This is a genomic window from Rubrivirga halophila, assembly GCF_046845755.1.
In the GTDB taxonomy this organism is placed as follows: Bacteria; Bacteroidota; Rhodothermia; order Rhodothermales; family Rubricoccaceae; genus Rubrivirga.
Map to the genome: position 1 here is coordinate 4128660 of NZ_CP177357.1, position 25186 is coordinate 4153845.

At 73.3% G+C, this 25186-nt stretch carries 20 protein-coding genes; 11 read left to right on the forward strand and 9 right to left on the reverse strand.

The annotated features are described in order from the left end of the window. Positions 1–81: 81 nt before the first annotated feature. From ACLIRP_RS18050 to ACLIRP_RS18070, 5 genes are all read right to left on the reverse strand, one after another. Positions 82–1488 carry a hypothetical protein gene (locus ACLIRP_RS18050; protein ID WP_412061863.1) on the reverse strand — a complete coding sequence of 469 codons (1407 nt, stop codon included), beginning with the start codon at positions 1486–1488 and terminating at the stop codon, positions 82–84. A 120-nt stretch (positions 1489–1608) separates the two neighbouring features. Then, entirely contained in the window at positions 1609–2313 is a 705-nt protein-coding gene (locus ACLIRP_RS18055) for a hypothetical protein (RefSeq protein ID WP_412061864.1), read from the reverse strand. 10 nt (positions 2314–2323) lie between these two features. Continuing rightward, the gene (locus ACLIRP_RS18060) at positions 2324–3049 is read right to left on the reverse strand and encodes a hypothetical protein (RefSeq protein ID WP_412061865.1); all 726 of its coding nucleotides are present in this window, start codon (positions 3047–3049) and stop codon (positions 2324–2326) included. Positions 3050–3198: 149 nt separating this feature from the next. Further along, positions 3199–5706, reverse strand: coding sequence for a cytochrome c biogenesis protein CcsA (gene ccsA, locus ACLIRP_RS18065; protein WP_412061866.1), 2508 nt, complete (start codon positions 5704–5706; stop codon positions 3199–3201). 605 nt (positions 5707–6311) lie between these two features. Next, positions 6312–7316, reverse strand: coding sequence for a DUF4097 family beta strand repeat-containing protein (locus ACLIRP_RS18070; protein WP_412061867.1), 1005 nt, complete (start codon positions 7314–7316; stop codon positions 6312–6314). Between the two features lie 281 nt (positions 7317–7597). On the opposite strand from ACLIRP_RS18070, the gene ACLIRP_RS18075 reads away from it, so the two are divergent. From ACLIRP_RS18075 to ACLIRP_RS18100, 6 genes are read left to right on the forward strand one after another with little or no spacing between them, the layout of a single operon-like run. Further along, positions 7598–9190 carry an HAD-IG family 5'-nucleotidase gene (locus ACLIRP_RS18075; RefSeq protein WP_412061868.1) on the forward strand — a complete coding sequence of 531 codons (1593 nt, stop codon included), beginning with the start codon at positions 7598–7600 and terminating at the stop codon, positions 9188–9190. Positions 9191–9201: 11 nt separating this feature from the next. Then, a complete protein-coding gene (locus ACLIRP_RS18080) occupies positions 9202–9648 on the forward strand; it encodes a hypothetical protein (RefSeq protein ID WP_412061869.1) in 447 nt (148 codons plus the stop codon). After that, positions 9645–10568 (forward strand): aldo/keto reductase, encoded by a 924-nt coding sequence (locus ACLIRP_RS18085; RefSeq protein WP_412061870.1) that lies wholly within the window; start codon positions 9645–9647, stop codon positions 10566–10568. The genes ACLIRP_RS18080 and ACLIRP_RS18085 overlap by 4 nt, the downstream gene beginning before the upstream one ends. A 31-nt stretch (positions 10569–10599) precedes the next feature. After that, on the forward strand, positions 10600–10971 hold the full coding sequence (locus tag ACLIRP_RS18090; protein ID WP_412061871.1) for a response regulator transcription factor: 372 nt from the start codon (positions 10600–10602) through the stop codon (positions 10969–10971). Beyond that, complete coding sequence (locus tag ACLIRP_RS18095; protein ID WP_412061872.1) at positions 10968–11780, forward strand: alpha/beta fold hydrolase; 813 nt, start codon at positions 10968–10970, stop codon at positions 11778–11780. The genes ACLIRP_RS18090 and ACLIRP_RS18095 overlap by 4 nt, the downstream gene beginning before the upstream one ends. After that, positions 11777–12862: an ATP-binding protein gene (locus ACLIRP_RS18100; RefSeq protein ID WP_412061873.1), complete on the forward strand. Its 1086-nt coding sequence runs from the start codon at positions 11777–11779 to the stop codon at positions 12860–12862. The genes ACLIRP_RS18095 and ACLIRP_RS18100 overlap by 4 nt, the downstream gene beginning before the upstream one ends. Here ACLIRP_RS18100 and ACLIRP_RS18105 read toward each other — a convergent pair. Beyond that, positions 12859–13674 (reverse strand): NAD-dependent protein deacetylase, encoded by an 816-nt coding sequence (locus ACLIRP_RS18105; protein WP_412061874.1) that lies wholly within the window; start codon positions 13672–13674, stop codon positions 12859–12861. The two genes, ACLIRP_RS18100 and ACLIRP_RS18105, sit on opposite strands and share 4 nt — an antisense overlap. A gap of 148 nt (positions 13675–13822) precedes the next feature. Here ACLIRP_RS18105 and ACLIRP_RS18110 point away from each other — a divergent pair, with 148 nt between their 5' ends. From ACLIRP_RS18110 to ACLIRP_RS18125, 4 genes are all read left to right on the forward strand, one after another. Beyond that, positions 13823–14323, forward strand: coding sequence for a hypothetical protein (locus tag ACLIRP_RS18110; RefSeq protein ID WP_412061875.1), 501 nt, complete (start codon positions 13823–13825; stop codon positions 14321–14323). A 204-nt stretch (positions 14324–14527) separates the two neighbouring features. Further along, positions 14528–16942 (forward strand): TonB-dependent receptor, encoded by a 2415-nt coding sequence (locus tag ACLIRP_RS18115; RefSeq protein WP_412061876.1) that lies wholly within the window; start codon positions 14528–14530, stop codon positions 16940–16942. A 272-nt stretch (positions 16943–17214) separates the two neighbouring features. Then, a complete protein-coding gene (locus ACLIRP_RS18120) occupies positions 17215–18222 on the forward strand; it encodes a DUF4249 family protein (protein ID WP_412061877.1) in 1008 nt (335 codons plus the stop codon). Positions 18223–18327: 105 nt separating this feature from the next. Then, positions 18328–18846 carry a hypothetical protein gene (locus ACLIRP_RS18125; RefSeq protein ID WP_412061878.1) on the forward strand — a complete coding sequence of 173 codons (519 nt, stop codon included), beginning with the start codon at positions 18328–18330 and terminating at the stop codon, positions 18844–18846. Between the two features lie 175 nt (positions 18847–19021). On the opposite strand, the gene ACLIRP_RS18130 is transcribed toward ACLIRP_RS18125, so the two are convergent. Continuing rightward, positions 19022–21523 carry a TonB-dependent receptor domain-containing protein gene (locus ACLIRP_RS18130; protein ID WP_412061879.1) on the reverse strand — a complete coding sequence of 834 codons (2502 nt, stop codon included), beginning with the start codon at positions 21521–21523 and terminating at the stop codon, positions 19022–19024. Between the two features lie 143 nt (positions 21524–21666). On the opposite strand from ACLIRP_RS18130, the gene ACLIRP_RS18135 reads away from it, so the two are divergent. After that, positions 21667–22251: a hypothetical protein gene (locus ACLIRP_RS18135; RefSeq protein ID WP_412061880.1), complete on the forward strand. Its 585-nt coding sequence runs from the start codon at positions 21667–21669 to the stop codon at positions 22249–22251. 18 nt (positions 22252–22269) lie between these two features. Here ACLIRP_RS18135 and ACLIRP_RS18140 read toward each other — a convergent pair whose 3' ends face one another. Both ACLIRP_RS18140 and ACLIRP_RS18145 read right to left on the reverse strand, forming a co-directional pair. Next, positions 22270–23121: a ChaN family lipoprotein gene (locus ACLIRP_RS18140; RefSeq protein ID WP_412061881.1), complete on the reverse strand. Its 852-nt coding sequence runs from the start codon at positions 23119–23121 to the stop codon at positions 22270–22272. 115 nt (positions 23122–23236) lie between these two features. Further along, on the reverse strand, positions 23237–25042 hold the full coding sequence (locus ACLIRP_RS18145; RefSeq protein WP_412061882.1) for a DEAD/DEAH box helicase: 1806 nt from the start codon (positions 25040–25042) through the stop codon (positions 23237–23239). Between the last annotated feature and the right edge of the window lie 144 nt (positions 25043–25186).

The window sequence follows — 25186 nt, forward strand, 5'->3', positions numbered from 1 at the left end:
CCGCAGGCGGGACCCTGAAAACGCAGAGCGCCCCGCCAGCAGGGGCCGGCGGGGCGCTCTCGAACGAGTCGAGCGGGCCGACTACTCGGCGTCCGCCGGCACGATGTCGACGATCACGCCGGCCTGGGGCTGGAGCCGCGTGCGGAGCATCTCGCGCGTGTCGGGGTGGACGGCGAACTCGACCGGGCCGCCCTCGGGCGCCTGCGCCTCGACGATCCAGGCCGAGACGCCGTCGACGTCCTCGCGCCCGATCACCGTCACGACGGTCTCGCGCGGGCCGTCCTCCGACGAGATGGTGTGGACCGCGCCGCGCCAGCCCTCCTCGAAGGGCACCAGGCGGACGATCTCGAACACCCAGGTGCCGGCGTAGGCCGGCATCTCGAACGCCATCTCGACGGGCTCGGGGTCGGCCTCCCCCTCGGTCTTGGTGCCCGAGACGGCGTCGGCCGTGTACGTGAGGTCGGTGATCGAGCCGTTGTTGTCGCTCCGCACCGAGATCGGCGCGAGCGAGGGGTAGGCGGCGACGGCCGTCTCCGAGGTCCGCTGGCCGGCCATCGCGATGACCGTCGTGGTGGTGAGCGTCACCGTCCCGGCGGCCTCGTCGACGACCAGGCGGCGCGTGGCCGTGCCGGCGTCCTGCTGGATCGGCTGGACGATCTTGACGACGTAGTCGCCTTGGTAGTCCGTCAGGCCGGAGAGGTCGAGGCGGTCGAGGCCGGGGCGCAGCTCGACGGCCGGCGTCTCGGCGTTCATCGCCGCCAGCATCTCCTCGGTGACGGGCTCGGTGATGACCTCGGTGTTGCCCTGCGCCGTCGTCGTGGAGGCCACCAGGATCCGGGTGCCGTCCTCGACGAAGTACTTGCGGGCCGACGAGCCGCGGCCCTGGCTCGTCTCCTCGACGACCCAGGCCGTCACGGTCGAGCCGTCGGCGCGCTCGAAGTCCTGCTGACCGGTCACGGTGAGGGTGTAGTCGCGGATGCGGCGCTCCGACGTGAACGTCGGGACCGTCGCCGTGTAGCCCTCCGCGAACGGGAGCGCGCGGGCGATGACGGGGAGCGCCTCGGGGAAGAAGACCTCGGCGGGCAGCGTGATGTCGAACGGGAGCGGCTCCCAGTCGCCGCGCCCATACGTGCCGGTGACCGTCGTGCCGTCGTAGCGCGTCATGCCGGTCGAGCCGCTCGTCGAGCGCTCGCGCATGATGGGCGCCAGCGTCGGCCACGCCATCGAGACGGTGACGTCGTAGACCTGGCCGGCGCGGGGCACGTCGGCGTTCGTGCGCATCGTGATGGTGTCGCCGTCGCGCTCGACGGTCGTCGCGACGAGCCCGAGGTCGGTCGGGCGGGGCTCGGTCACGCGGACGCGGACGGTCTCGGTGTCGAGCGAGAGGCCGGCGGTCAGCAGGTCGGGGTGGCCGGGCCGCAGGGTGACCTGGGCAAAGGCCGGGGCCGCGACGACGGCGAGAGCCATCAGGGCGAGGAATGCGCGCATGTGTGTCGGGTGTGTCGAAAAAGGGGACAGGGAGGATACGAGCCGGGCCGCCCCGTGGTCCGGCACGCCGCCGCCCGCCGACGGGCCTCGTCGGCGGGGGCGGAACGTGGGAGCGGGCGGCTAGTCGGCCGGGGCGATCTCGATGCGGACGCCGGGCTGGGGCGAGAACCGCGTCACGAGCAGCTCGCGCGTGTCCGGGTCGACGAGGTAGGTCATCGTGACCGGGCCCATCTGGCCGGCCACGGCCACCCCCGTCCGGTCGCCGACGGCCTCGCTCGCGCCGACCGTCAGGACGGCCGTGCCCTGCTCCTCGGGCGACTGGGCGAAAAAGGCGGGGACCGTGTATACGGCGCCCTCGTCGAGGGCAACGCTCTGGGCGATCTCGCCCAGCCAGCCGCCGTCGAAGACGGGCCCGTCGGTCATCAGCAGGACCGTCGCCGCCTCGCCCTGGCGCGGCGCGACCATCCCGGCCACGCCCTCGTCCATGAACTCCAGCGAGATCTCGGCCATCCCACCCGCCGACGAGTGCGTCATCGGCGCCAGCGACGCCGCGTCGGCCACCAGCGAGTCCGTCTGGGACATCCCCTGGCTCGGAATCGCCATGGTCGTGACGCGCGTGACGACGCCGTCCGCGAGCGAGATCGTCTGGGTCGCCGTGCCGACGTCCTGTTGGACGGGGGCGACCAGGCGGACCGTGAACGCCCGCGTGCCCGGCGTCAGCCAGTCGGTCGTCAGGGCGCCGTCGCCCGGCGCGAGCGCGAGCGTGTCGGGGGCCTGGGCGCTGGCGGAGGCGGCGAGCAGGAGCGAGAGGAGGAGCAAACGCATGGGCGGGAGGCTATCGGGGGGTGGCTTCGATGAGGTAGCCCGGGGCGGGCGCGACGGTCATCTTGAGGAGGTCGCGGGTCTCGGGGTCGACGAAATAGCGCTGAGTGCGGCCGTCGACCGTGGATTCGACGACGAACGCCGACACGGTCGACCCGTCGGGGCGGGGGGCGTCCTCGCGGCCGACGACGGCGATGGCGGCGTCGCGGAAGCGGTGCTCGCCCGAGAAGGTGGGGGCGGTCGCGGTGTAGCCCTCACGGAGCGGGACGGCGCGCGCGAGGATCCCGATCGAGCCGGGCCCGAAGACCGGCGACTCGGCCGTCAGGTCGAACGCGAGCGGCGTGGCGCCGTCGTCGCCGAACGCGCCGGTCATCCGCAGGCCGTCGAAGGCGACCTCCTCGCGGTCGCCGTTGTTGAGGTCGGTCGACGCGTACGCGACCGGCGCCAGCGAGGGCCACGCGAACCGCGTCGTGTCGCGCTGGGTCTGGCCGCCGCCGCCGGGCATCGAGAGGTCGATGGCGCGCCTGACGGTGATCGTCCCGTCGTCGTGCGCAGTGACGGTCTCGGTGATCGTGCCCAGGGCCTGGACGGACGGCTGGACGATCCGGACGTCGAGCGTCACGTCGCGGACCGTGACGGCGTCGGTGGCGAGGTCGGGGTGGCCGGGGGCCAGGACGGCGGCGTCTTGGGCGAGAGCGGGGGCCGCCAGCAGGACGGCGGCGAGAGCGAGAAGGCGCACGGGACGAGTCGGAAAGTGTGCCGGGCGCTACGGGGAGGGCCCTGCCGGGTTACGGGGAGAGGAGGGGAGGAGTAGAAGAGGAGGGTGTCAGACCAAGGGCCTCCGTCCGCGCGCATCCTCTATTCCTCTTCTCCTCCTGTCCTCTTCTCTTATCTCCGCGCCTCGCCGATGCGCCGGGCGAAGGAAACCCCGAAGCCGAGCCCGACGATGCAGGTCCCCAGCCACAGCAGCGAGATCCACGGCTTCTCGTAGGCCTGCACGACGACCCAGTCCTCGGCCGCGACCGTCGCGCCCTCGAACACGAGCCGGATGGCGCCCTCGTCGACCACCATCCCCGCGAAGGCGACGCCGAAGCCCCAGTCCTGGGAGCGGTTCTGGACGAACTGCTGCTGGCCGTCGGTCGTGATGACGTAGACCGGACGGAGGGTGCGCGTCTCGCCCGTCGCGTGGTTCGTCACCTCCAGCCGGGCGGCGACCGCGAGGTCGACCGTGGCCGGGTCCAGGCCGACGGCGTCGAGGTCAACCTCGAGCTCGTAGTCGACGAACGTGACCGAGTAGGCGTCGTCGCGCGACGGGGTCGACAGGGCGACGGCCTCGCCGCGCGCCAGCTCCGTCTCGGCCTGGCCCTCGCTCGGGTTCTCGCTCATCGCCGACGGGAAGACGGCGACGTACAGGTCCTTGACGACGCCCTCGCGGACGTCCGGGTGCTGGATCCACTGGTCGCGGCCGTCCTTGTAGACCACGTTGCGCGTCTGGAACTGCTGGCCGGCGCGGTTGACGACGTCCATCACGTAGACCGGGCGGCCCTCCTCGTTGACCTCCTGGCCGGTGTACGTCCAGCGGTAGCCGTCGGCGGCGACGGTCCGGCCGAGCGGGACGACCACGTTGTCGCGGCGGCCCTGGATGTCGGTCCCGTTGCCGTCCGAGATGGGGTCGTTGAAGACCGACGACGCGAACGTGCCGAGCAGCACGAGCCCGAACCCGACGTGTGTCAGGCTGCCGCCGACCATCTTGAGGTTGCCGCGTCCGACCCGCCACATCACCGACAGGTTGCCCCACAGCATGAAGAACGAGGCGAAGAGCAGCAAGAGCAGCAGCAGCGAGGTCCCGTGCGTCGCGAAGAACGTCGAGATGGCCGTCGGCAACAAACCGGCCTCGACGGGCGCCGTTGACCCGACGGGCGCCTCGACGCCCAGGCCGGGCCCGGGCACGACGGTCTCCTGCACGAACGGCGTCAGCAGCACGACGGCCGCCGTGCTCACGACGGTCGCGACGACGGGCCGGAACAGCACGCGGTTCGCGTCCTCGACCGTCATCTTGCGCCACCAGAACAGCTGCGCCATCCCGCCCAGGAACGCGATCGCGACCGCGAGCGGGACTGTCCACGTGGTGTAGAACTCGATCGGCACGGCGCTCGGGTTGTCGCGGAACAGCTTGCCGAAGATGGGCGCCGACGTGCCGAGCGCGATCACGCCGCCGGTCACGGCCAGCAGGAGCGCGCCGGTAAAGACGAGCGACTCGCGCGAGAGCACGGCGGGCGGCGTCGCCGGGGCGGGCAGGTCGCGCCAACGCCACGCCAGCATCCCGAAGCCCAGGAGCCCCACGGCCGAGATCCACAGCAGCAGCTGGTTGTAGAGGCCGAGGTCGACGAAGCTGTGGACCGACACGTCGCCCAGAATCCCGGAGCGCGTCAGGAACGTCGAGTAGATGACGAGCTGGAACGCGAGCACGCTCAGCCACAGCGCCGCCTTGTGCCCGGCGGCTGTCTTTTTCTGGACCACCATCGCGTGGAGCCCGGCCACGGCGAAGATCCACGGCACCAGCGACGAGTTCTCGACCGGGTCCCACGCCCACCAGCCCCCAAAGCTCAGCGTCTCGTACGCCCACCAGCCGCCCATCATGATGCCCACGCCCAGGATGCCGGTCCCGGCGAGCGCCCACGGCAGCGCAGGCTTGACCCACTGCGTGTAGCGCCGGCGGTAGAGCCCGGCGACGGCGAACGCGAACGGCACCATCAGCAGCGTGAACCCGACGAAGAGGGTCGGCGGGTGGATCGTCATCCAGGGGTTCTGGAGCAGGTCGTTGAGCCCCTGCCCGTCGGCGGGCACGAAGCCGGCGACCTGCAACATCGGGGCGTCGGGAAACTTCTCGGCGAGCGTCGTGAAGGGGCTGACGCCGATGGGGAGCGGGCCCAGCTTCAGGCCCACGATCATCGACAGCAGGAACGCCTGGCACAGCGCCACGACCGCCAGCACCGGCGACGCGAACACGCGGCGCGCCTCGTTGGCCGGCTCCCCGCCGTCGCGCCGGACGGACCACCGGATGAGCAGCCCGCCGACGACCGTCGTCATGATGATCCACAGCAGGAACGAGCCCTCCTGCCCGGCCCAGAACGCCGACAGCGTGTACCGGAACGGCATCGCCGTCGAGGTCTGCTGGTAGACGTAGGCGAGGTCGTAGTGGCCGCCGAAGAGGGCCGTCCACAGCATCGCCGAGGCGACGACGACGCCCGCACCCAGGACCGCCCAGCTCCACCGGCCGACACGGGCCCACCCGGCGTCGGCCGGCTCGCGGCTGGCGAGGGCGAAGCTGACGAGCGCCGCCAACGAGGCGACGAAGGCGACGACGAGGGCGACGTGGCCAATGGGTCCGATCATCACGGGGGCGCTTGCGCGAGGGGTTTCAGCCTGGGCTGAAAAGTACGGGGCCGGTCCGTCCGCTCGTATGCGCCGGTCGTGGATTCGGCGCCAGCGACGGCCGCGGCAGCCGAGGTTCCACCGGCTCGCGCGAGCCTTGTCTACGACGTCCCCACTTCCCCTGGGAGGGGGACAACCGCCAGGTCGGCGAAGCCAGGGTGAGGGGGCACCAGAGCGCGCCTGTCGGCGCAAGCCCCCCCGCGGGCGCACGCCGTTCACCCTCCCCCGACCCCTCCCGTCTGGGAGGGGAGGGCAGGACCGAGACGATCTGCGGTTCCACGGGCAGGGCTGGCGCGAGCCCGCCTGCTGGCGCGAGCCCGGACCCCCCGCCTGCCGGCCGCCCCCTCATCCTAAGAGGGCTTCTTCGAAGGCGGCCGTCAGCCCGTCCCCGCCGACCCTGCTCCTGGAGTCCCCACTCCTTGAGCAAGGAGGGGGACAGGGGGTGGTCTGCTGGCTGGCGCGAGCCATCGGGGCCCCCGCCGAGGCCCACCCATCTAAAAACGGCGGCCCCCGCCGGGACACACACCGGAGGGAGCCGCCAGGGCGACGCGGATATCGCCCGTTGTCTACGCCTGGACCACGCGGACGGCGCCGCTGCCCGCGCTCAGGCGCAGGTCGGGGCCGCCGCGGCCGAGCCGGCCGCGCGCCTCGTCGCGCTCGCGCTCGCCCGAGAAGCCGAGGCCGTCGTCGATGCGGAGCGAGCCGCCCTCGGCGTCCAGGTCGAACCCGGCGCCGCGCGGGACGCGGACGGTGATGGAGCCGCTGCCGGTGTCGACCGTCGCCGCCCGCGCCGAGCGCAGCGTCAGCTCGACGCGCCCCGACCCGGTGTCGACCTCGGCCGGGCCGTCGACCGAGCCGACGGACACGCTTCCCGAGCCGGTGTCGACCCACAGCGAGCCCTCCACGCGGTCGACCTCGACGCTGCCCGAGCCCGTGTCGATGCGGACCTCTCCGCGCAGCGACCGCGCGCGGACGTTGCCCGAGCCCGTGTCGAGCATGACGCGTCGGCCCGTCACATCCGCCACGTCGACGTTCCCGCTGCCGACGTCGACCGACAGGTCGCCCTCGATCGAGGCCACCTGCACGTTCCCCGACCCGAGGTCGACCGTCGCTGAGTAGCGGCGCGGGACCTCGACGGTCACCTGGAAGCTGGCGTCGCGGCGGCCGGTCGACCAGCGGCGGCGCGGCGGGTCCGTCCGCACCGTCAGGTCGCCGCTGCGGACGCGCGCGCTAAAGCGCCGGCGCTCGAACTCCGACGCGGCGTCGCGGCCCCGGCCCTCGACGACTACGCGAGCGCGCGTGCCGGAGACGGTCCGGACCGTGACGTTCTCGCTCCCGAGGTCGACCAGGAGCCGCCCGCCGGACCGGACGTCGAACGACTCGTCGAACAGCACGTCCTTGACAACGGTGGCGGAGACGAGGTCGATGGTGACTTGGTGGGCGGCGCCGTCGTGGAGGCGCTCGACGCGGACGTCGGCGGTCGAGGCGAACGCGCGGACACCGACAACAAGAAGGAGCGCGCCGAGAAGGGCCAGGAGGGCGCGCTGGAGGGGCTTGCGAGTGCGGGACATGGCGGGGGAGGGGAGAGGGACGCCCTCAAGACGGGCGCCGCGCCAAAAAGGTACAGGGGCGTGCTAAAAAAACCGCACGCCGGACGAAACCCTGCCTTCGGCGCCTCCGCTTCCCCGGCCGCAAGCCCAGCCTCCCCTGCGGACGCAGAGTCTGTCTATGGCATCGTTGCCCGCGATGGCCCACCTGCTGGCGGCGCGCGGGTCACCGGCCCGTGAACACCGGGCGCGCCGGGGAACGCGCCCCGGGCCGTCACGCGTTCACCGACGAATTCAACCGACTCATGGAAGCCACCATCGGCGCCGGCACGCACGGCGCACACGGCGTCCCCGACGCCTTCGACCACCCGCGCGGCCTGTTCTGCAACCGCACCCTCAACCTCCGCAAGATCGGGGCCGTGGGGTACGACATGGACTACACGCTCGTCCACTACCACGTCGCCCTGTGGGAGGAGCGGGCCCACGCCTACATCAAGAACGGGCTCGCGAAGGAGGGCTGGCCCGTCGACGACCTCGTTTTCGACCCCGACCTCGTTGTCCAGGGGCTCGTCGTCGATACCGAGCGCGGGAACGTCGTCAAGGCCAACCGCTTCGGGTACGTCAAGCGCGCCTTCCACGGGACCCGGCCGCTCCCCTTCGACGAGCAGCGCCAGGCCTACCGCCGCACGCTCGTCGACCTCCACGACCGCCGCTGGCGGTTCATGAACACGCTGTTCTCGATCTCCGAGGCCAGCATCTACCTCCAACTCGTCGACAAGCTCGACGCGGGCGAGCTCCCCGACCGGATCGGCTACGACGACCTCTACGAGGCCGTCCGTCACGCGCTCGACGCGGCCCACCTCGAAGGGCTCCTCAAGGCCGAGATCCTGGCCGACCCCGCCCGCTTCGTCGACGTCGACCCCGAGGTGCCGCTCGCGCTCCTCGATCAGAAGCTGGCGGGCAAGAAGGTGCTGCTCATCACCAACTCGGAGTGGACCTACGCCGCGCCCCTGCTGGCGTACGCCTTCGACCCCCACCTGCCCGGCGACATGACGTGGCGGGACCTGTTCGACCTCGCCATCGTCGGCGCCCGCAAGCCGGCCTTTTTCGACCAGCAGGCGCCCGCCTTCGAGGTCGTCGGCGAGGACGAGGAGGGCCGGGCCGTGCTCCGGACGGTGAACGGGGTGCTGGAAGAGGGCCGCGCCTACGTCGGCGGCAACGCGGCGCTCGTCGAGGCCAGCCTGGGCCTGCGCGGGTCCGAGATCCTGTACGTCGGCGACCACGTCTACGCCGACGTCAAGGCGTCGAAGAGCGTGCTCCGCTGGCGGACCGCGCTCGTGCTGCGACCCCTCGAGGACGAGATCGCCGCGTTCGACGCGTGGCGCGGCCAGCAGGCGCGGCTGACGGCCATGATGGCCGAGAAGGAGCGGCTCGAGGCCTACTTCTCGGCGCTCCGCCTGGAGCGCCAGCGCAACGCCGAGGGCTACGGCCCCCAGACCGACCGCTCGCTCGACTGGCTCGACGCCCGCATGGCCGAGGCCCGCGAGCGCCTGCTCGTGCTCGACGCCGCCATCGGCCCGCTCGCGGTCGAGTCGTCGCAGCTCGTCAACCCGCGGTGGGGGCCGCTGATGTGGGCCGGCAACGACAAGAGCCACCTCGCGCGCCAGATCGAGGCCTCGGCCGACGTCTACACCGCCCGCGTCTCGAACTTCCTCCACTACACGCCCTTCGTCTACCTCCGCAGCCCGCGCGGCTCGCTCCCCCACGACCTCGCCACGCCCCAGGACCGGGGCCTCGAGGCCGCCGCCCACGACCTCGGCGTCGAGGACTTCGGGCCCGATGACGGCCGCGAGCCGCCCGGGGGCGACGGCCTCTCCCCCGAATCCGCCGCTCGCTGATCTCTCCACCGATGGCCAAGAAGCTTTCCAAACCCCAGCGCCACGTGCTCGGCGACGCGCTCCGGATCGTCCGCGAGCAGCGGGCCCGCGCCGAGGCCGACGGCCTGACCGGCCTGCCCGACGGCTGGGCCCGCCCCTTCGTCCTCGGCTACCTGATGGGCGTCGTCGACGGGCTGTGCCAGGCCAAGAGCGTGGCGTTCGACGAGACGGCGCTCGCGATCTGGGGGCTCGTCCTCGACGACACCTTCGGCCGCCCCGCCAGCGACGCCCTCCGCCGCCGCGGCGTGGCGCTCCTCCAGGCCGGCGACCCGGCCTTCGGGCGCGGACGCCCGTGGGGCGGCAACGAGGCGATGGGCTTCGCGAGCGGCGAGATCGTGCCCGAGGGGCTCGTCCACGTGGCGCGCGGCGACGAGGCCCGGATGGGCGGCCCGGTGATCCCTCCGACCGCATCCGCATGACCACGACCTCGCTCGGCGCCCTCACGACGTCGCGCCTCGCGTATGGCTGCATGACGCTGGGCGGGCTCGACCGCCCGGCCGCCGAGGCCGCCGTCGACGCCGCGCTCGACGGCGGCGTCACGCTCTTCGACCACGCCGACATCTACAGCGGCGGCCGGTCTGAAACGCTCTTCGGCGAGATCCTGGCCGACCGCCCCGGCCTGCGCGACCGCGTGGTGCTCCAGACCAAGTGCGGCATCCGCTTTGCCGACGCGCACGGCCCGAAGCGCTACAACCTGGGCTACGACCACATCGTGGCGTCCGTCGAGGGCAGCCTGCGGCGGCTCGGGACGGACCGCGTCGAGGTGCTGCTGCTCCACCGCCCGGACCCGCTGGCGGAGCCCACCGAGATTGCCCGCGCGTTCGACAGCCTGGCGGCGGCCGGCAAGGTGGGTGCCTTTGGGGTCAGCAATTTCTCGGTCGCCCAGCTCGACCGGCTGGCGGCGGCCGTCGACCAACCCCTCGTGGCGAACCAGATCCAGCTCAGCCTGGGCCACATCGCGCCGGTCGAGGCGGGCGTCGAGGTCAACACGGCGCGATCCGTGTCCGGCGCCGACGATCTGCTCGACGGCTGCGCCGCGCGCGGCGCACGGCTCCAGGCTTGGGCGCCGACGGCCGGCGGCTCGTTCTCGCGCGGCGACGTCGCGCCCGAGCACGCCGATGTCGCCGAGGCGGTCCGCGCGGTCGCCGGCGACCGCGGGGCGACGCCGCTGCAGGTCGTGTTGGCGTTCGTGCTCCGGCTGCCGCACAGTGTCCAGCCGGTGTTCGGGTCTACGAACCCTGGACGGATCGCGGAGGCGTGCGCGGCCACCGGGGTCTCTCTCCCACGCGAGGCGTGGTACCGGTTGTACGAGGCCGCGCGGGGGAAGCGCGTGCCCTAGTCAGGGAGTTCCTGATGGGTACCTTCGAACGATGCCCGACTCCCCACCGCTGCGCGTGTTTCTCGTCGAGGACCACCCCTGGCTGCTCGAGACGCACGCTCGGGCCATCAACCTGCAGCCGGACCTCGAGGTCTGCGGGACGGCGACCACGGGCGCGGCCGCGCTCGACGGCGTCCCCTCCGACGCCGACGTGGTGCTCGTCGACCTCCGCCTGCCCGACATGGCCGGGCTCGACGTGATCCGCGCGCTCGCCGCACGCCAGCCCCCGCCGGCCTGCCTCGTCGTCTCAGCCCGCCCGGCCGTCGAGGCGGCGGCCGCGTCGCTGGAGGCCGGGGCCCACGCCTACGTCGAGAAGGGGGACGCGGGCGCTCTCTTCGCCGCCATCCGCGCCTGCCGACCATGACCGACCTCCGCGCCCGGTTCAACGTCACCGAGCGGAGCCACGGGGCTCGGCCGATGCTTTTCGCCCACGGCTTCGGCTGCGACCAGTCGATGTGGCGCGAGGTGGCGCCGAGCTTCGAGGCCGACCACCGCGTCGTCCTGTTCGACTTTATCGGCGCCGGCGACTCCGACCTCTCGGCCTACGACCCCGCCCGCCACCGCGCGCTCGACGGCTACGCCGACGACGTGCTCGACCTGTGCCGCGCGCTCGCCCTCGACGATGTCGTGTTTGTCGGCCACTCGGTCGCGTCCATGATCGGCGTGCTCGCGGCCAACAAGGAGCCCGGCCGCTTCCGCGAGCTCGTGCTCGTCGGGCCGTCGCCGCGCTACCTCAACGACGACGGCTACCACGGCGGGTTCGACCGCGAGGACATCGACGGGCTCCTGGGCATGATGGAGAAGAACTACGGCGGCTGGGCCGAGGCGCTCGCGCCGGTCATCATGAAGAACCCCGACCGCCCTGGGCTCACCGCCGAGCTCGAGGCGCGGTTCTGCGCCACGGACCCCGACATCGCCCGCGACTTCGCCGCGGTCACCTTCCTCTCGGACAACCGCGCCGACCTCGCGGCGGTCACCGTCCCGTCGCTGATCCTCCAGTGCACCGACGACGCGATCGCGCCCGAGCCCGTCGGTCAGTACCTCCACGAGCACCTTCCCGGCTCGACGTTGCACCAACTCGCGGCGACCGGTCACTGCCCCCACCTCAGCCACCCCGGCGAGACGGCCGCCGCCATCCGGGCCTACCTCGACGGCCGCACCGGCGCGGCGTGACCCGGCCCATCGACCACGCCCCCTGCGGGCTCCTCACGGTCGACGACGGCGGCGTCATCTGCGACGCCAACCAGGCGATCGCCGACGCGCTCGGCATGGCCCCGGAGGCGCTCCGCGGGCGGAAGGTCCGCGAGATCCTGGCGCCGGGCGCGCGGCTGTACTACCAGACCCACTTTTTCCCGCTCCTGCGCCTGCGGGGCGCCGTCCACGAGGTCTACGTCTCCTTCCGGACGGCCGCCGGCGACGACCTGCCCGTGCTCGTCGAGGCCGCCCGACATGAGGGCTCCGACGGGCCGATGAACTGGCTGGCCGTCGTGCCCATCGAGCGGCGGAGCCGGTTCGAGGACGAGATCCTGGAGGCCCGGCGCGCGGCCGAGACCGCCAGCGACTCGCGCGCGCGGTTCCTGGCGATGCTCTCCCACGACATCCGCTCGCCGCTCAGCGCCATGACGTTCTCGGCGGACATGATGGCCCTGCAGGCGCTCGGGCCGGTCACCGACGCGCAGGCCGCCGAGCTGGCGCGGATCGCCGAGGCCGGCCGCTACGTGCTCCGCCTGGTCGCCGACGTGCTCGCGTTCTCGCGTTTGGAGACCGACCGCGTCGACGTCCGGCCGGCGCGCCTCGACGTGGCCGCGGCGGTCGAGGCGGCGCTCGCGCTGGTCCGCGCTCAGGCCGAGGGGGCAGGCGTCACGCTGGCGCCGCCCGCCGGGCCGCCCGCCGAGGCCTGGGCCGACGCCGACCGCCTGCGGCAGGTGCTCGTCAACCTGCTCGGCAACGCCGTCAAGTTCACCGGCGCCGAGGGCCCCGGGACGGTCGCCGTCGCGTGGGAGGTCGCCGACGGCCGCGTGGCCTTGCGCGTGGCCGACACCGGCCCCGGCATCGCCGCGGATCGGCTCGACGCGGTGTTTGCCCCGTTCGTGCAAGAGGGCGGTCTGGGTGCGGCGTCGGGCGTCGGCCTGGGCCTGTCCATCAGCCGCGAGCTCGCCCGCGCTATGGGCGGCGAGGTGACCGTCGAGAGCGCGCTCGGGGAGGGCGCCACGTTCACCGTCGACCTCCCGCTCGCGCCGCCCGAGGGCGGCTAGGCGCCGAGCGCGTCCGCCAGCGCGGGCAGCGCGTGGCCCAGCGGCGCGTCCACGGCGACGGCCGCGTGGCGGTGGCCCCGCGTCTTGCCCAGCGTCACGATCGCGATGGGCGTCCCCTCGGTCTCGGCCTGCCGCACGAAGCGGTAGCCGCTGTACACGGCCAGGCTCGACCCAACGACCAAGAGCGCGTCGGCGCGCGCGACGATCTCGGCCGCGAGGGCCACCCGGGGCTTGGGCACGCTCTCGCCGAAAAACACCACGTCGGGCTTGAGCACGCCATCGCAGACCGGGCACGCGGGCGGGGCGAACCCGGCGACGGCCACCTCGGCGTCGCCGTCGGGCGCCAGCCGGCCGTCGGGGACCGGCGCGGCGAGCCAGCCGGGGTTGCGCGTCTCGATCTGCGCCTGCACGGCCTGGCGCGAGAGCCGACCGCCGCAGCCCAGGCACACGACGGCGTCGAGCGTCCCGTGCAGCTCGACGACCGCGCGCGAGCCCGCCGCCTGGTGCAGCCCGTCGACGTTCTGGGTGACGACGCCCTCGACGAGCCCGGCGGCTTCGAGCCGCGCCAGCGCCTGGTGGCCGGCGTTCGGGCGGGCGTCGGCGACGCGGCCCCAGCCCCGGCTGGCACGCGCCCAGTAGCGCTGGCGCGCGGCGGCGTCGCGGACGAAGTCGTCGTACTGGACCGGCCGGCGCTCCACGTGCCGCGTCTGCGGGCCCCGGTAGTCGGGGATGCCGGACTCGGTCGAGATCCCAGCGCCCGCCAGCACGGCGATCCGGCGGTCGCGGAGGAGAGTGGTCAGCGCGTCGATCATGGCGTGGCAACGCCGGCGGGGCGCCCGGCGTGCCCCCGGCCGCGCCGCGCGGCCGATCCCGGTCCGCATGTTCACCGCGCGGGGGGCACTAACCGGACCACCGGCGCGTATCACCGCCGCTTTCCCCCTCTCCACTCCCGCCACTCCCATGCGCCTTCGCCTCTCCGCCCTCGCGGCCCTCCTCCTGCTCGTCGGCTGCGACTCCAGCAGCCCCGAGGCCCTCGTCAACATCAGCGGCACGTACCGCCTGGCCGTCCTGTCGTTCAACCCGTCCGCCGCGTCCGTGGCCGACGCCAACATCGCCAGCAAGCTCAACACGGCGGGCACCACGCTCCAGGTGTTCGGCGACGACGACGAGGCCCTCTTTACGGTCCCGTTCCTGGCCGGCGGCACGCGCCGCATCAACCTGAACGTCCGCGCGAACGACACGCGCGCCACCTTCACGGCCATCGGCAACGAAGACCGGGACGACCTCGAGGACATCCTCCTCCCGTCCGACTTCGCGCTCGACTACTCGGGCTCGACGCCGTCCACGCTGACGGGCACGTATGAGCTGCGCGGCGTCAACCTCGACGCCTTCGACCGCGACGCCTACCAGGGCCTGACGAGCGTCGACGGCACGCTCACGATCCGGTTCAACCGGCAGTAGCCTCGTCCGACGATCGGCTCGCGGGTCGGCTCTTCGCAAGAGGGGCCGGCCCGCGGCGCGTTTGGGCGATCTCGCGCGGCCGGCGCGCCTGGGGCCTAGCCCACCATTGTGCAACGGTGGGCGCTGGAAGGCCATTGCGGGGGGAGCGTGGACCCCCTATCCTCACCCCTGTCCCTACCGTGTAAGGGGCCCGGCTCCGCGCTCATGGTCCGTCTCGCCCTCGGCTGCCTCGTGCTCGCCCTCGTCGCGTCTGGCGCCGGGGCGCAGGTCGTCAACGGGACCGTTACCGACGCCGAGACGGGCGGGGCGCTGATCGGGGCGGCCGTCTATGCGCCTGCCTTCGCGCGGGGCACGACGACGAACGCCTACGGCCACTTCTCGCTGCCTCTGCCCGCCGACTCGGTCCGGCTCGTCGTGTCGATGGTGGGCTACGACCCCCTGCACGTCGGGACGTGGCAGGCGCGCCAGGGACGGCTCGACGTGGCGCTGCGGCCGCTCGCGCTGGGCGAGGTCGTCGTCGAGGCCGGGGCGGACCGGCCCGAGGACACGCCCCAACTCGGACAGGCGCGGCTGACGGGGCGCGACGTGATCGCACTCCCGGCCCTCCTGGGGGAGGCCGACGTGCTGAAAGCCGTGCAGTTGCTGCCGGGCGTCCGCGCGGGGCAGGAGGCGACGGCCGGGCTCTACGTCCGCGGCGGCTCGCCCGACCAGACGCTCGTCTTGCTCGACGGCACGCCGCTCTACAACGCGGCCCACCTGTTCGGCTTCGTGTCGACGTTCAACGCGGACGCCGTCGAGCGCGTGGAGCTGACGAAGGGGGCGTACCCCGCGCGCTACGGCGGCCGGCTGGCGTCGGTCCTCGACGTGCGGCTACGCGACGGCGACCTGCAGCGGCACCGCCTCCAGGGGTCCGTCGGCGTCCTGTCGACGACGCTGCTGGCGGAAGGGCCGGTCGTGCCCGGCCGGCTGTCGGTCCTGGTGTCGGGGCGGCGGACACACATTGACCTGCTGGCGCAGCCCTTTATCGATCGCGCGAACGAGAGCGCTGAGGCGGCCGACCGCGCGACCGTCGACCCCAGCGTGGCGTTCCACGACGTCCACGCCAAGGTGCACTGGCGGCCGACGGCGCGCGACCGCGTGTACCTGAGCGTCTACCGGGGCGGCGACGCCTTCTCGTTTACCGCCGTCGACCCCGAGCTGGCGTGTGCGGATGGCGCGTGCGAGCGGACGGGCATCGAGACGGCGACCGGCGGCGCGCTCGACTGGGGCTCGACGACCGGCGCCGTCCGCTGGACGCACGCCCGGGGCCGCGCCTTCGCCGCGCTCACGCTCACCGCCAGCGACTACGGCTTCGACGTGGCCGTCACCTCCGACGAGGGCCGAGGCGGCCCCGACCCCGTGACCGCCGCCGCCGTCTACCGCTCCGCCATCCGCGACCTCGGCGGCCGCCTCGACGTGGACCTCGCGCTCGACCGCCACACGGTTCGCTTCGGCGGGTCCGTCACGCAGCACCGCTTCACACCCGGCGCGCTGTCGCTCTTGGGGGAGGAGGCCGCCGACGGCGTCCCGGCCGACACGACGCTCGGGGGCGGCGACACCGACGCCCTCGAGATCGGCGGCTACCTCAGCGACACCTGGCGCGCGGGGCCGCTGACGTTCGACTTCGGCGTCCACGCCGCGTTGTACGCCGCCGGGCCGTACCGCTACCCGACCGCCGAGCCGCGCCTCTCGGCCGCGCTCCGCGTCCTCCGCCGGGTCTCACTCAAGGCCAGTTTCGCGACGGCCCAGCAGCCGGTCCACCTGTTGACGACGGGCGCCGGCATCGGCCTGCCTGCCGACCTGTGGGTGCCCGCCGACTCCGTCGGCCCGGAGCGCGGGACCCAGCTCGCGGCCGGGCTGGCGGGCTCGTCGGCCAGCGGGCGGACGACGTGGTCGGTCGAGGGCTATTGGCGCTCGATGCAGGGCTTGGTCGCGTACCGCGACGGCGCCGCGTTTACGTCGCCCTTCGACGACTGGCAGGAACTGGTGGTGACGGGCGAGGGGCGGAGCCGGGGGCTGGAGGTCTTGGTGGAGCACCGGGGCCCCCGCCTCCGCGCGTGGCTGGCGTACACCCTCGCGTCGAGCACGCGGCGCTTCGACGCCATCGCCGACGGCGCGTGGTTTCCGTACCGCTACGACCGCCGCCACGACGTGTCCGCCGTCGCCAGCGTCCGCCTCTCGGCCCGGGTCGACGCCGCCGTGACGGCCGTCTACGGGACGGGCGACGCCGTCACGCTGCCCTCGGCGACGTACGACGCGACGTACCTCTCGTCGGGCTCGATCGCGTACTGGGCCGCCTCCGTCCCGTCGTCGACCTCGGAGGTGGCCTACGGCCCTCGGAACGGGCACCGCCTGCCGGCCTACAGCCGCGTCGACGTCGGGCTGACGTACTTCCTGCGCCGCGGCCCGCGCCCGCACGCCGTCGCGCTCCACGTCTACAACGCGCTCAACCGCAAGAACCCCTTCGTGACGTTGCTCGACGACCGGACGGACCCGGCGACGGGCGACACGCGCCAGCAGCTCGTGGGCATCTCCCTCTTTCCCATCCTGCCGTCGCTCTCCTACCGCTTCGCGCTGTGACCGTGGCCGCTCTCGCTCGTGTCCGCTCGGGACCTGCCGCTGCTGGCGGGGCCCGTCTGCTGGCGCCGGCCGGTCGGGACGGCAGCGGGGTGGGATGCTCGGCAGACCCCCCGCCTAAGCGCCCATCGCTGCGCTCCGAGGCGCTCAGGCGGCCCCCCTTGGCAAGGGGGACAGGCCGCGCGGCGTCGAGCGAGGCGAGCGGGGCCGCACCGCTGCTGGCGCGAGCCCAGCGTGCGGTGCGCCGCGCGGACGGGGGGTGCGGGCGCCAGCGGATGGGGCGCCTGCTCCTCGCGGCCCTGCTGGCGCTGGCGCTCGGGGCCTGCGACCTGTCGTCGGCGCTCGACATCGAGACGCCGGCCTACGAGCCGCAGACGACGGTCCGCGCCGTGTTCGAGGCCGGGCGGCCCGCGCGCGTCCGCGTGAGCGTCACGCGCGACCCGTACGCCGTCGACTCGGCCGGGTCGGGGCTGGCGCAGCGGCCCTCGCGCGTCGACGGCCGCGTGGTGCTCCTGCGCGACGGCGCGCTGGTCGAGGAGCTCCGCGCCGTCGAGCGGACGTGCTACAGTCGGCGGACGAGCCGGTGCGACGCGGCGACCGGCCAGACCGTTACGACGACCGAGGGCCCGTTCCCATGCGGCGTCTTCGTCGGGTCGGTGCCCATCGAGGCCGGGGCGACCTACACCGTCCGCGCCGAGATGCCCGGGCTGCCGTCGGCCGCGGCGACCGTCGCCGTCCCCGACCCGCCGACGGTCACGGCGACCCGTGTGGGCGGCGACCGCTGGCGCCTGCGCGTCCGCCTGACGGACCCGCCGGGCCCGGGCGACCGCTACGCGATGGCGCTGTACCGCGAGTTCGACCGGACGACGGTCTCGGTGTGCCTGCCCGGCGGGGCGATCGACACGTTGGTCGTCTTCCCGACCCCGCAGGTCTACCGGAGCGACTTCGCGACCGAGGACCCGGTCCTGCTCACCGGCTCGCGCGAGGCCGGCTCCTCGATCCACTTTGTGACCTTCCCCGACGACGCCTTCGACGGGGTCGCTCGCGACTTCGACATCGAGGCCGACGCCTTCGGCCGTCACCCCGGCGACACGGGCGCGGTCCGCGTCCAGGTCGCCGCGATCACGCCCGAGCTGTACGACGCCTTTCAGATCCTCAACTTCGACCTCGACGAGAACCCGTTCGCCGAGCGCGCGGACCTGCCGCTCAACGTGACCGGCGGGGTCGGCCGCGTCGGCGGGGTGGCCACGGCGGAGGTCCGCTTTGCCGGGCCCGGTGGGTGACGACCGGGTCGGGAGCGGACCCGCGGAATGTCGGGGCCGAGGGCGCGCGCGGGCACGAAACGCCCGCGCGGCGCGTACTGCCGTCCCCTCTCCCGGACGCCCCCCATGCCGACCTGCCCCCGCTGCGCCCTTCTCGCCGTCGCGCTCGCGTTTCTCGCCTTCTCGGGCTGCGACTCGAACAACCCCGGCCGCGACCTCGCGCTCATCGACGGCGTCTACTCACTCGAAGAGCTGACGTTCGACCCCGCTACCCAGGGCCTGCCGACGGCCGACCTCGGCGCCCGCCTCGACCTGACCGGCACCTCGCTCGAGGTGTTCGGCGACGACGACCAGGCGCTCCTGAGGGTCCGCTACCCCGACGCTCCGACGCGCCGCGTCGACCTCTCGGTGACGGCCTCGCGCGGGCGGGCCACCTTCACGGCCGTCGCCGAGGAGGACCGGGCCGACCTCGCCCAGCTGTTCCTCCCGGCCGACTTCGTGCTGACCTACGAGGGCGAGTCGCCGCGCGTGCTCGGCAACGCCTTCGAGCGGACGGGCGTCGACCTCCAGGCCTTCGACCCGTCGCTCTACCAGGACCAGCGCAGCAACCGGGGCACGCTCACCATCCGCTTCCGCCGGCCGTAGCGGGCGAGGGACCGCGGACCGAAGACCGCAGACGGAGGGCCACCCGCTCGGCTCCGCCCGCCTCGGCGCCGAGGCCGAGGGCCGGCGGCACCGACTTGCGGGGGGCTCCCGAGTGACGAACTCCAACCGCGGTCCCCGGTCCGGCGTCCCCGGTCCGGCGTCCCCGGTCTGCGTCCTAAAAGTCGACGCGGAAGCGGACGTTGAGGGAGCGGGGCGTCAGGCGCGTCGGGGCGGCCGTATAGATCCGGCGGTCGCCCGAGAACTGCTCGATCCACGAGTACGCCACGGCGTTCGTCTGGTCGAACACGTTGAGCACCTCGACGGTCGCCAGCAGCTCCAGCGGTGCGCCGTTCGAGAAGTTGGCGAGCCGGAGCTTCTTGGTCGCGCCGAGATCGAACCGGAAGTAGCTCGGCAGCTCGATCCGGTTGCGCGGGCCCTCGACGAAGACGGAGATGGCGTTGACCGACAGGTCCTCGTCGCGGGCCGGGGCCGTCGTCGGGATGCCCGACCCGTAGAGCGTCCGGATGTGCAGCGTCCAGGTGTCGTCGCCGGGGACGTAGTCCTGGACGAACATCGACAGGTTGTGGCGCCGGTCGGTCGGGCGGCGGATCCAGTCGCCGCCGCCGCGCGCGGCGAACTCGTCGAGCGTCTGCTCGTCCGTCGCCTCGGGCGTGTAGAACCGCTCCTTGGTGACCAGGAAGCCATAGTTGATCCAGCTCTCGCGGCCCGGCACCAGCTCGCCGCGCAGCTGGAGGTCGAGGCCGGCGGCGTAGCCCTCGGAGTCGTTCTCGGCCGAGTACACCACGCGGACGTTCTCGACGTCGTACGAGATGAGGTCCTCGAACCGCTTGGCATACGCCTCGGCGCGGAGCGAGAACCGGCGGCTCGGGAAAAACCGCTCCAGCCCGACGACGGCCTGCAAGGCACGCGGGCTGGCGACGTCGCCGTCGAGCGCGTTGAAGGCCGATGTGCCCGGGTCGGGGTCGCCGCGCAGCTCGCGGTACGTCGGCGCCTGGTGGTAGATGCCGAACGCGCCCGCGAGCGTGGTCACCGGCGACAGCGTGTACGAGAGCCCGAGACGCGGCGAGAGCGTCAGCTCCTCGTTGTAGGCGAAGTAGTCGGCGCGGACGCCCGGCGTGACGGTGAGTCGGCCGAGGCGGACGGCGTCCTCGGCCCACAGCGCGCCCTGGACCGACGAGAACGTGGTGTCGGCAACCAACTCGCGGACGTTGACTGTGACCTGGTCGCCCTCGTCGTTCTGACCCGTGACGGCCGTGCTCTCGTTGATCTGGTCGACGAACGAGAACGTCCGGCCCTGCCAGCCCGCGTCGATGCTGTGCGGGCCGAGGCTGACGAGGTAGCGGCCCTGAGCGGTCAGGATGGTCTGCTGGATCTCATTCTGGGCGAGGTCGCGCTGCAGGGTCTGCCCTTCGAGCAGGCGGTCGAGGTCGGCCTGCGAGCCCTCGGGGCGTTGCTGGCGGCGGTAGAGCGAGGTCCGCGAGGTGACGTCGTAGGTCTCGAACTCGTCGATGGAGAAGACCGACACGCGGTGCTCGGCCTGGACGGCCTCCCCAAACGTGCTGCTCAGCATCGCGCCGCCGAAGGCGATGTCGTAGCCGTCCTCCTCGATGCCCTCGAAGTCGCGCGCGACGGTCTGGACCAGGTTGGGGTAGATGCCGAACGTGGTCTCCTGCTGGCGCGGCGCGAGCCGGAAGCGGTGGCGCGCGTAGAGGCCGAGCCCGCGCAGCGTGTGGGTGTCGGAGAGCCGCCAGTCGAGCACGCCCTGGGCGTCGCGGAAGTCGGGGTCGTAGGCGCCGTCGAGCTCCTGGCCGGCGAAAAAGCGCTGGGGGCGGGCACTGCGGGCGGCGACCGCCAGCCCGACGCCCTCGCCGAGCGCGCCGCCGACCTGGGCGCCCGCGTCGAGCGTCGAGACGTAGGCCGTCCCGCTCGGGACACCCTCGGGCACGGCGTAGGTGGCGTCCAAGACGGACGCCAGCTTGCCGCCATAGCGGACCGGAAAGCCGCCGGCAAAGAGCGTCATCCGCGAGGTCAGGTCGCCGTTGACGAGCCCGAGCCCCTCCTGCTCGCCCTGGCTGATCCGGAGGGGCCGGTAGATCTCGAAGCCGTCGATAAAGAACTGGTTTTCGTCGTAGCTCCCGCCGCGCACGGAGAAGCTGTTCGACAGCTCGTTCGACGACGTCACGCCGAGCTCCGTCTTGACGCCGCGGACGGCGTCGGCCATCGGCATGGGCATGTCGCGGACGGTCCGGGGGTCGATGCGGGACACGCCCACCCCTCGCTCGGCCGCGCCCTCGACGGCCACGTCGCCGATCTCGCCGATCGCGACCGCGAGCACGGCGTCGTACCGCGTCGTGGCGCCGCGGCGGACGACGACGGTGTCGCGGACGGTCGTGTAGCCGACGAACGAGACGCGGATGGGGTACGTCCCCTCGGGGACCCGGAAGCCGTAGCGGCCGTCGCCGTCGGTGTTCGTGCCGAACGAGGTGCCCTCGATCAAGACGGACGCGGCGGGGACGGCGGCGGCGGCGTCGTCGGTGATGCGGCCGGTGAGCTCGCCCCAGACCTGGGCGCTGGCGCCCGCCGTGGAGGCGACGAGGGCACACGCCAACAGGGCGAAACGAAAGGCACCTGCGAGAGGCTGGACAGAGACACGCATGGGGAGCGGGGGGCTCAACCGGAGAGATTCAGGGCGTGTCGAACGGTCGATAGGCGGGGCGCGTGCGCAGGGGGACCGCCAAGATACCGCGCGGCCGGGCCGGGGTCGTCCCGGACCGTGTGCCCCACCGGGTACCTTCGGCCGTGCCCCCCTCGTCCCCCCGTCTCTTTCGCGCCGCCGCCGCCGCCGTGCTCGACGCCGTCGCGCGGCGGACCGCTCCGCCGGTCGTCACCGATGTCCGCGACGACGGCCTGACGGCGCTGCCGGCGGCCGTGCTGGCGGAGCTCCACGAGCACGTGCTGGCGGCCGAGCGCGAGCGCGTGCCGGGCGTGCTCGTCGTGGCCGGCGACCCGCGGGGCGGGACGGCGGTCGTGGTGGCCGACGCCCGGATGACCTCGCGCGAGGTCCGCGTCTACGGCGTCGCCGACCGGGCGTCGCTAGCGGCGGCGCTCACCGCGCACGGCTTCCGCCCGGACGCCACGCGCGTGACGCTGCTCGATGGGTGGCCCGACGCCGCCGACGCCGAGCCGGTTGCCGTCGCGTACCTGGGGCGCCGCGCCGCCGGGCCCGCCCTCGCCCCGCTGGCGGCGCGGCTCGCGCCCGGCGGCGTGCTCGTCGTCGCGTCGTTCACGCCCGACGAGCGCCGCACCGTTGAGGCCGTCGCCCAGGCGCACGGGCTCGCGGTGGCGCGCAAGCCCCGGCGGCTGTCGCTGCGGCGGGAGGCGTAGACCGAGACTGTTCGAGAGTCAGCCGTCGCTGGCGGGCGCCGACGTCCGGATCACGAAGTCGTCGCCAGCGCCCGGCTCAGCGTCCGGGGCCATCGTGATCACGAGCACGCGCGCAGTCGGCGCCAGCCGGGCGAGGTGCTCGGGGATGCCGCGCCCGCCCGCGCTGTGGAAGCTCCCGTTGACGTGGACCACGAGCGCGCCGGGGTGGAGCGCCAGCGACTCGGCGATCTGCCACGCCATCGACGCGTCGCGCAGGTTCTGCGCCGCCAGCATCCCCTCGACCGACGGGCCCGACCCATGCGGCATCCCGTCCATTAGCTCGGTGAACGCCGTCGCGAGCGCGTCCGACGGCGGGGCCACGACGGGCGCCAGCCACGCCCGGGCCGTCGCCGACAGCGTGTCCAAGACCGCGAGCCCGCCGCGCCGCGAGACAAGGCTCACGTAGCGCCCCGGCGCGTTCGTTCCGACGACCGCGTGGCCCTCGGCCTTCGCGAACTCGACGAGCGGCCGGTAGTCGCTCTCGTAGTTGCCCCACGGGCGGCCCGCCGCCAGCCAGTCGCGCTCGCGGACCAAGTCGGCGAGGTACTCGTCGAGCACGGGCTGCACGTCGGTCTCGACCATCTCGAGCGCCAGCACGAGGGGGCGGTCCGCCGACCGGGCACTGGCGCTGGCGGTCGCCAGCAGCTCGAGCTGGATGGCGTGCGCCGTCGCGTCGTCGTGCCGCTCCCCGAGGAAGACCACGTCGGCGTCCGCGATGGCGCCGCAGACCGCCGCCAGCTCGACCTGCGCGCCCCGGGCGTCGTACGCCTGGAAGGCGACCGAGTCCGGCGCGGCGGCGAAGAGGAGGGCGGCGGTGCAGAGCTCGATCATGGCGAGGACTGGGGTGAGGGTCGTGGGAGGGCCCGCTTGTGGAGTGTGAGACGTGGGCGCGCGTCTCCGCGGCCCACGTCCCACGCCCTACGGAGAGGCGCGTACCCGCGCGGGCCTAGTCGTCGTCGCCAGACGCCATCTCGGCGACCGGCTCGGCGGAGGCCTCCGACTCGTCGCGCGAGGCCGACGACTTCTTCTTGCGGCGGCGGCGCTTCTTCTTGGGCGCCGCGTCGCCCTCGGGGCGGTCGTCGCCGGCGGGCTGGCGGTCGTCGCGGGCCTCCGGCTCCGAGGAGACGTCGTCGCGCGCGTCGGCGTGGGGCACGTCGTCGTCGGACGCCTCGTCCGCGTCGTTGGCGCGGGCTTGGTCGCGGCGGGAGCTACGGCGTGACCGCTCGTCGTCCTCGTCGCGGCGGCGCGAGCGGCCGCGGCCCTCGCGCTCCTCCTTCGCCTCGCGCTGCTGCACGTCGTACGCCGACTCCGAGCGGTCCATGGCCGGGCCCGCCGAGGGCGTCCCCAGGCTCTGCTGGTAGGCCTCGTCGAGCAGCATCGCCAGCACCTCCGGCTCGCCCTCCTCGACGAGCGCCTTGGCGACGGCGACGAAGCGGCTCTGGCGCTCGCGCTCCAGGTTCGAGCGGTCGCGCATCCGGTCCTCCAAGAGGTTGGTCAGCCGCTGGCCGACGCGGGACGCGAGCGCCTCCTCGGTCGGCATCTCGCGCTCCTCGAGCGGGATGTCGTACTTCCGCGCGATCTGGCGGAGCGTCGGCATGTCGGACGCCGTCGTGATGGCGATCGACACGCCGGCCTTGCCCGCGCGTGCCGTCCGGCCCGAGCGGTGGACGTAGTACTCGCGGTCCTGGGGGATGTCGTACTGGAACACGTGGCTGAGGTCCTCGACATCGATCCCGCGCGCGGCGACGTCCGTGGCGACCAGGAAGCGGAGGTCGCCGTCGCGCAGGCGCTTCATCGTCTTCTCGCGCGCCTTCTGCGTCAAGTCGGACGAGATGCCGGCCGCGTTGTAGCCGTAGTTGTTGAGGAAGTTGGCGAGGTACTCGACCTCGCGGCGCGTATTCGCGAAGATGATCGCCGAGGTCGGGTTCTCCCACGCGATCAGCGTCGCGAGCGACCGGTCCTTGTCCATGGGGTGGACCTGGTAGGCCCGGTGCGTCATCTGCTCGACGTGGATCTGGCCGCCGGCCGTCGCCAGGAACACCGGCTCGGTCAGGAACTCCTGGCCGATGCGCTGGACCTGGTACGGCATGGTCGCCGAGAACATGTACGAGTCGCGCTCGCGCGGGAGGTACCGGCGGACCTTGATCATGTCGGGGAAGAAGCCCATCGACAGCATCTCGTCGGCCTCGTCGAGGATGATGGTCCGGAGCTTGTCGAGCTTGAGCGTGCCCCGGCCGAGGTGGTCGAGGACGCGGCCGGGCGTGCCGACGACGAGCTGGGCGCCCTTCTCGAAGGCCTTGACCTGGGGCTCGTAGCCGACGCCGCCGTAGACGGGGATCGCGTTGAGGCGCTCGTCCTCTGAAAGCCCGGCGTTCATGCGCTCGAACTCGGCGTGGATCTGGCTCGCGAGCTCGCGCGTCGGGCAGAGCACGAGCGCCTGCGTCGTCTTCTCGCGGACGTCGAGCTTTTCCAGGAGGGGCAGCAGGAACGCGCCCGTCTTGCCCGAGCCGGTCCGGCTCTGCACGATGAGGTCGCGGTTGTCCAGGATGTACGGGATGGCCTCGGCCTGGACGGGCATCAGCGCCGGCCACCCGAGCGCCTCGATGCCCTGCTGAAGCCGCTCGGGGAGGTCCGCGATGGCCGCGACCTCGCGGTCGGGGTCGGGGTCGTCGAACGGAGTGGTGAGCTTGCGCTCGGCCTTGGCCTCGTTCTGGGCCTTTTGGGTGAGGTCGAAGACGGCTTTGAACGCCATGGGGTCGGGGAGGGGAGAGGGGCCGCCCGGGTCTGTCTCTCCCGACCGGCGTCGCGGGCGCCGGCTCTAGGGCCGCTGCGCCGGCGCGGACGGTCCGCGCCACTGGAAGGCTACGCACGGGGCTCGCGCGGGCGCTCGGCCCCG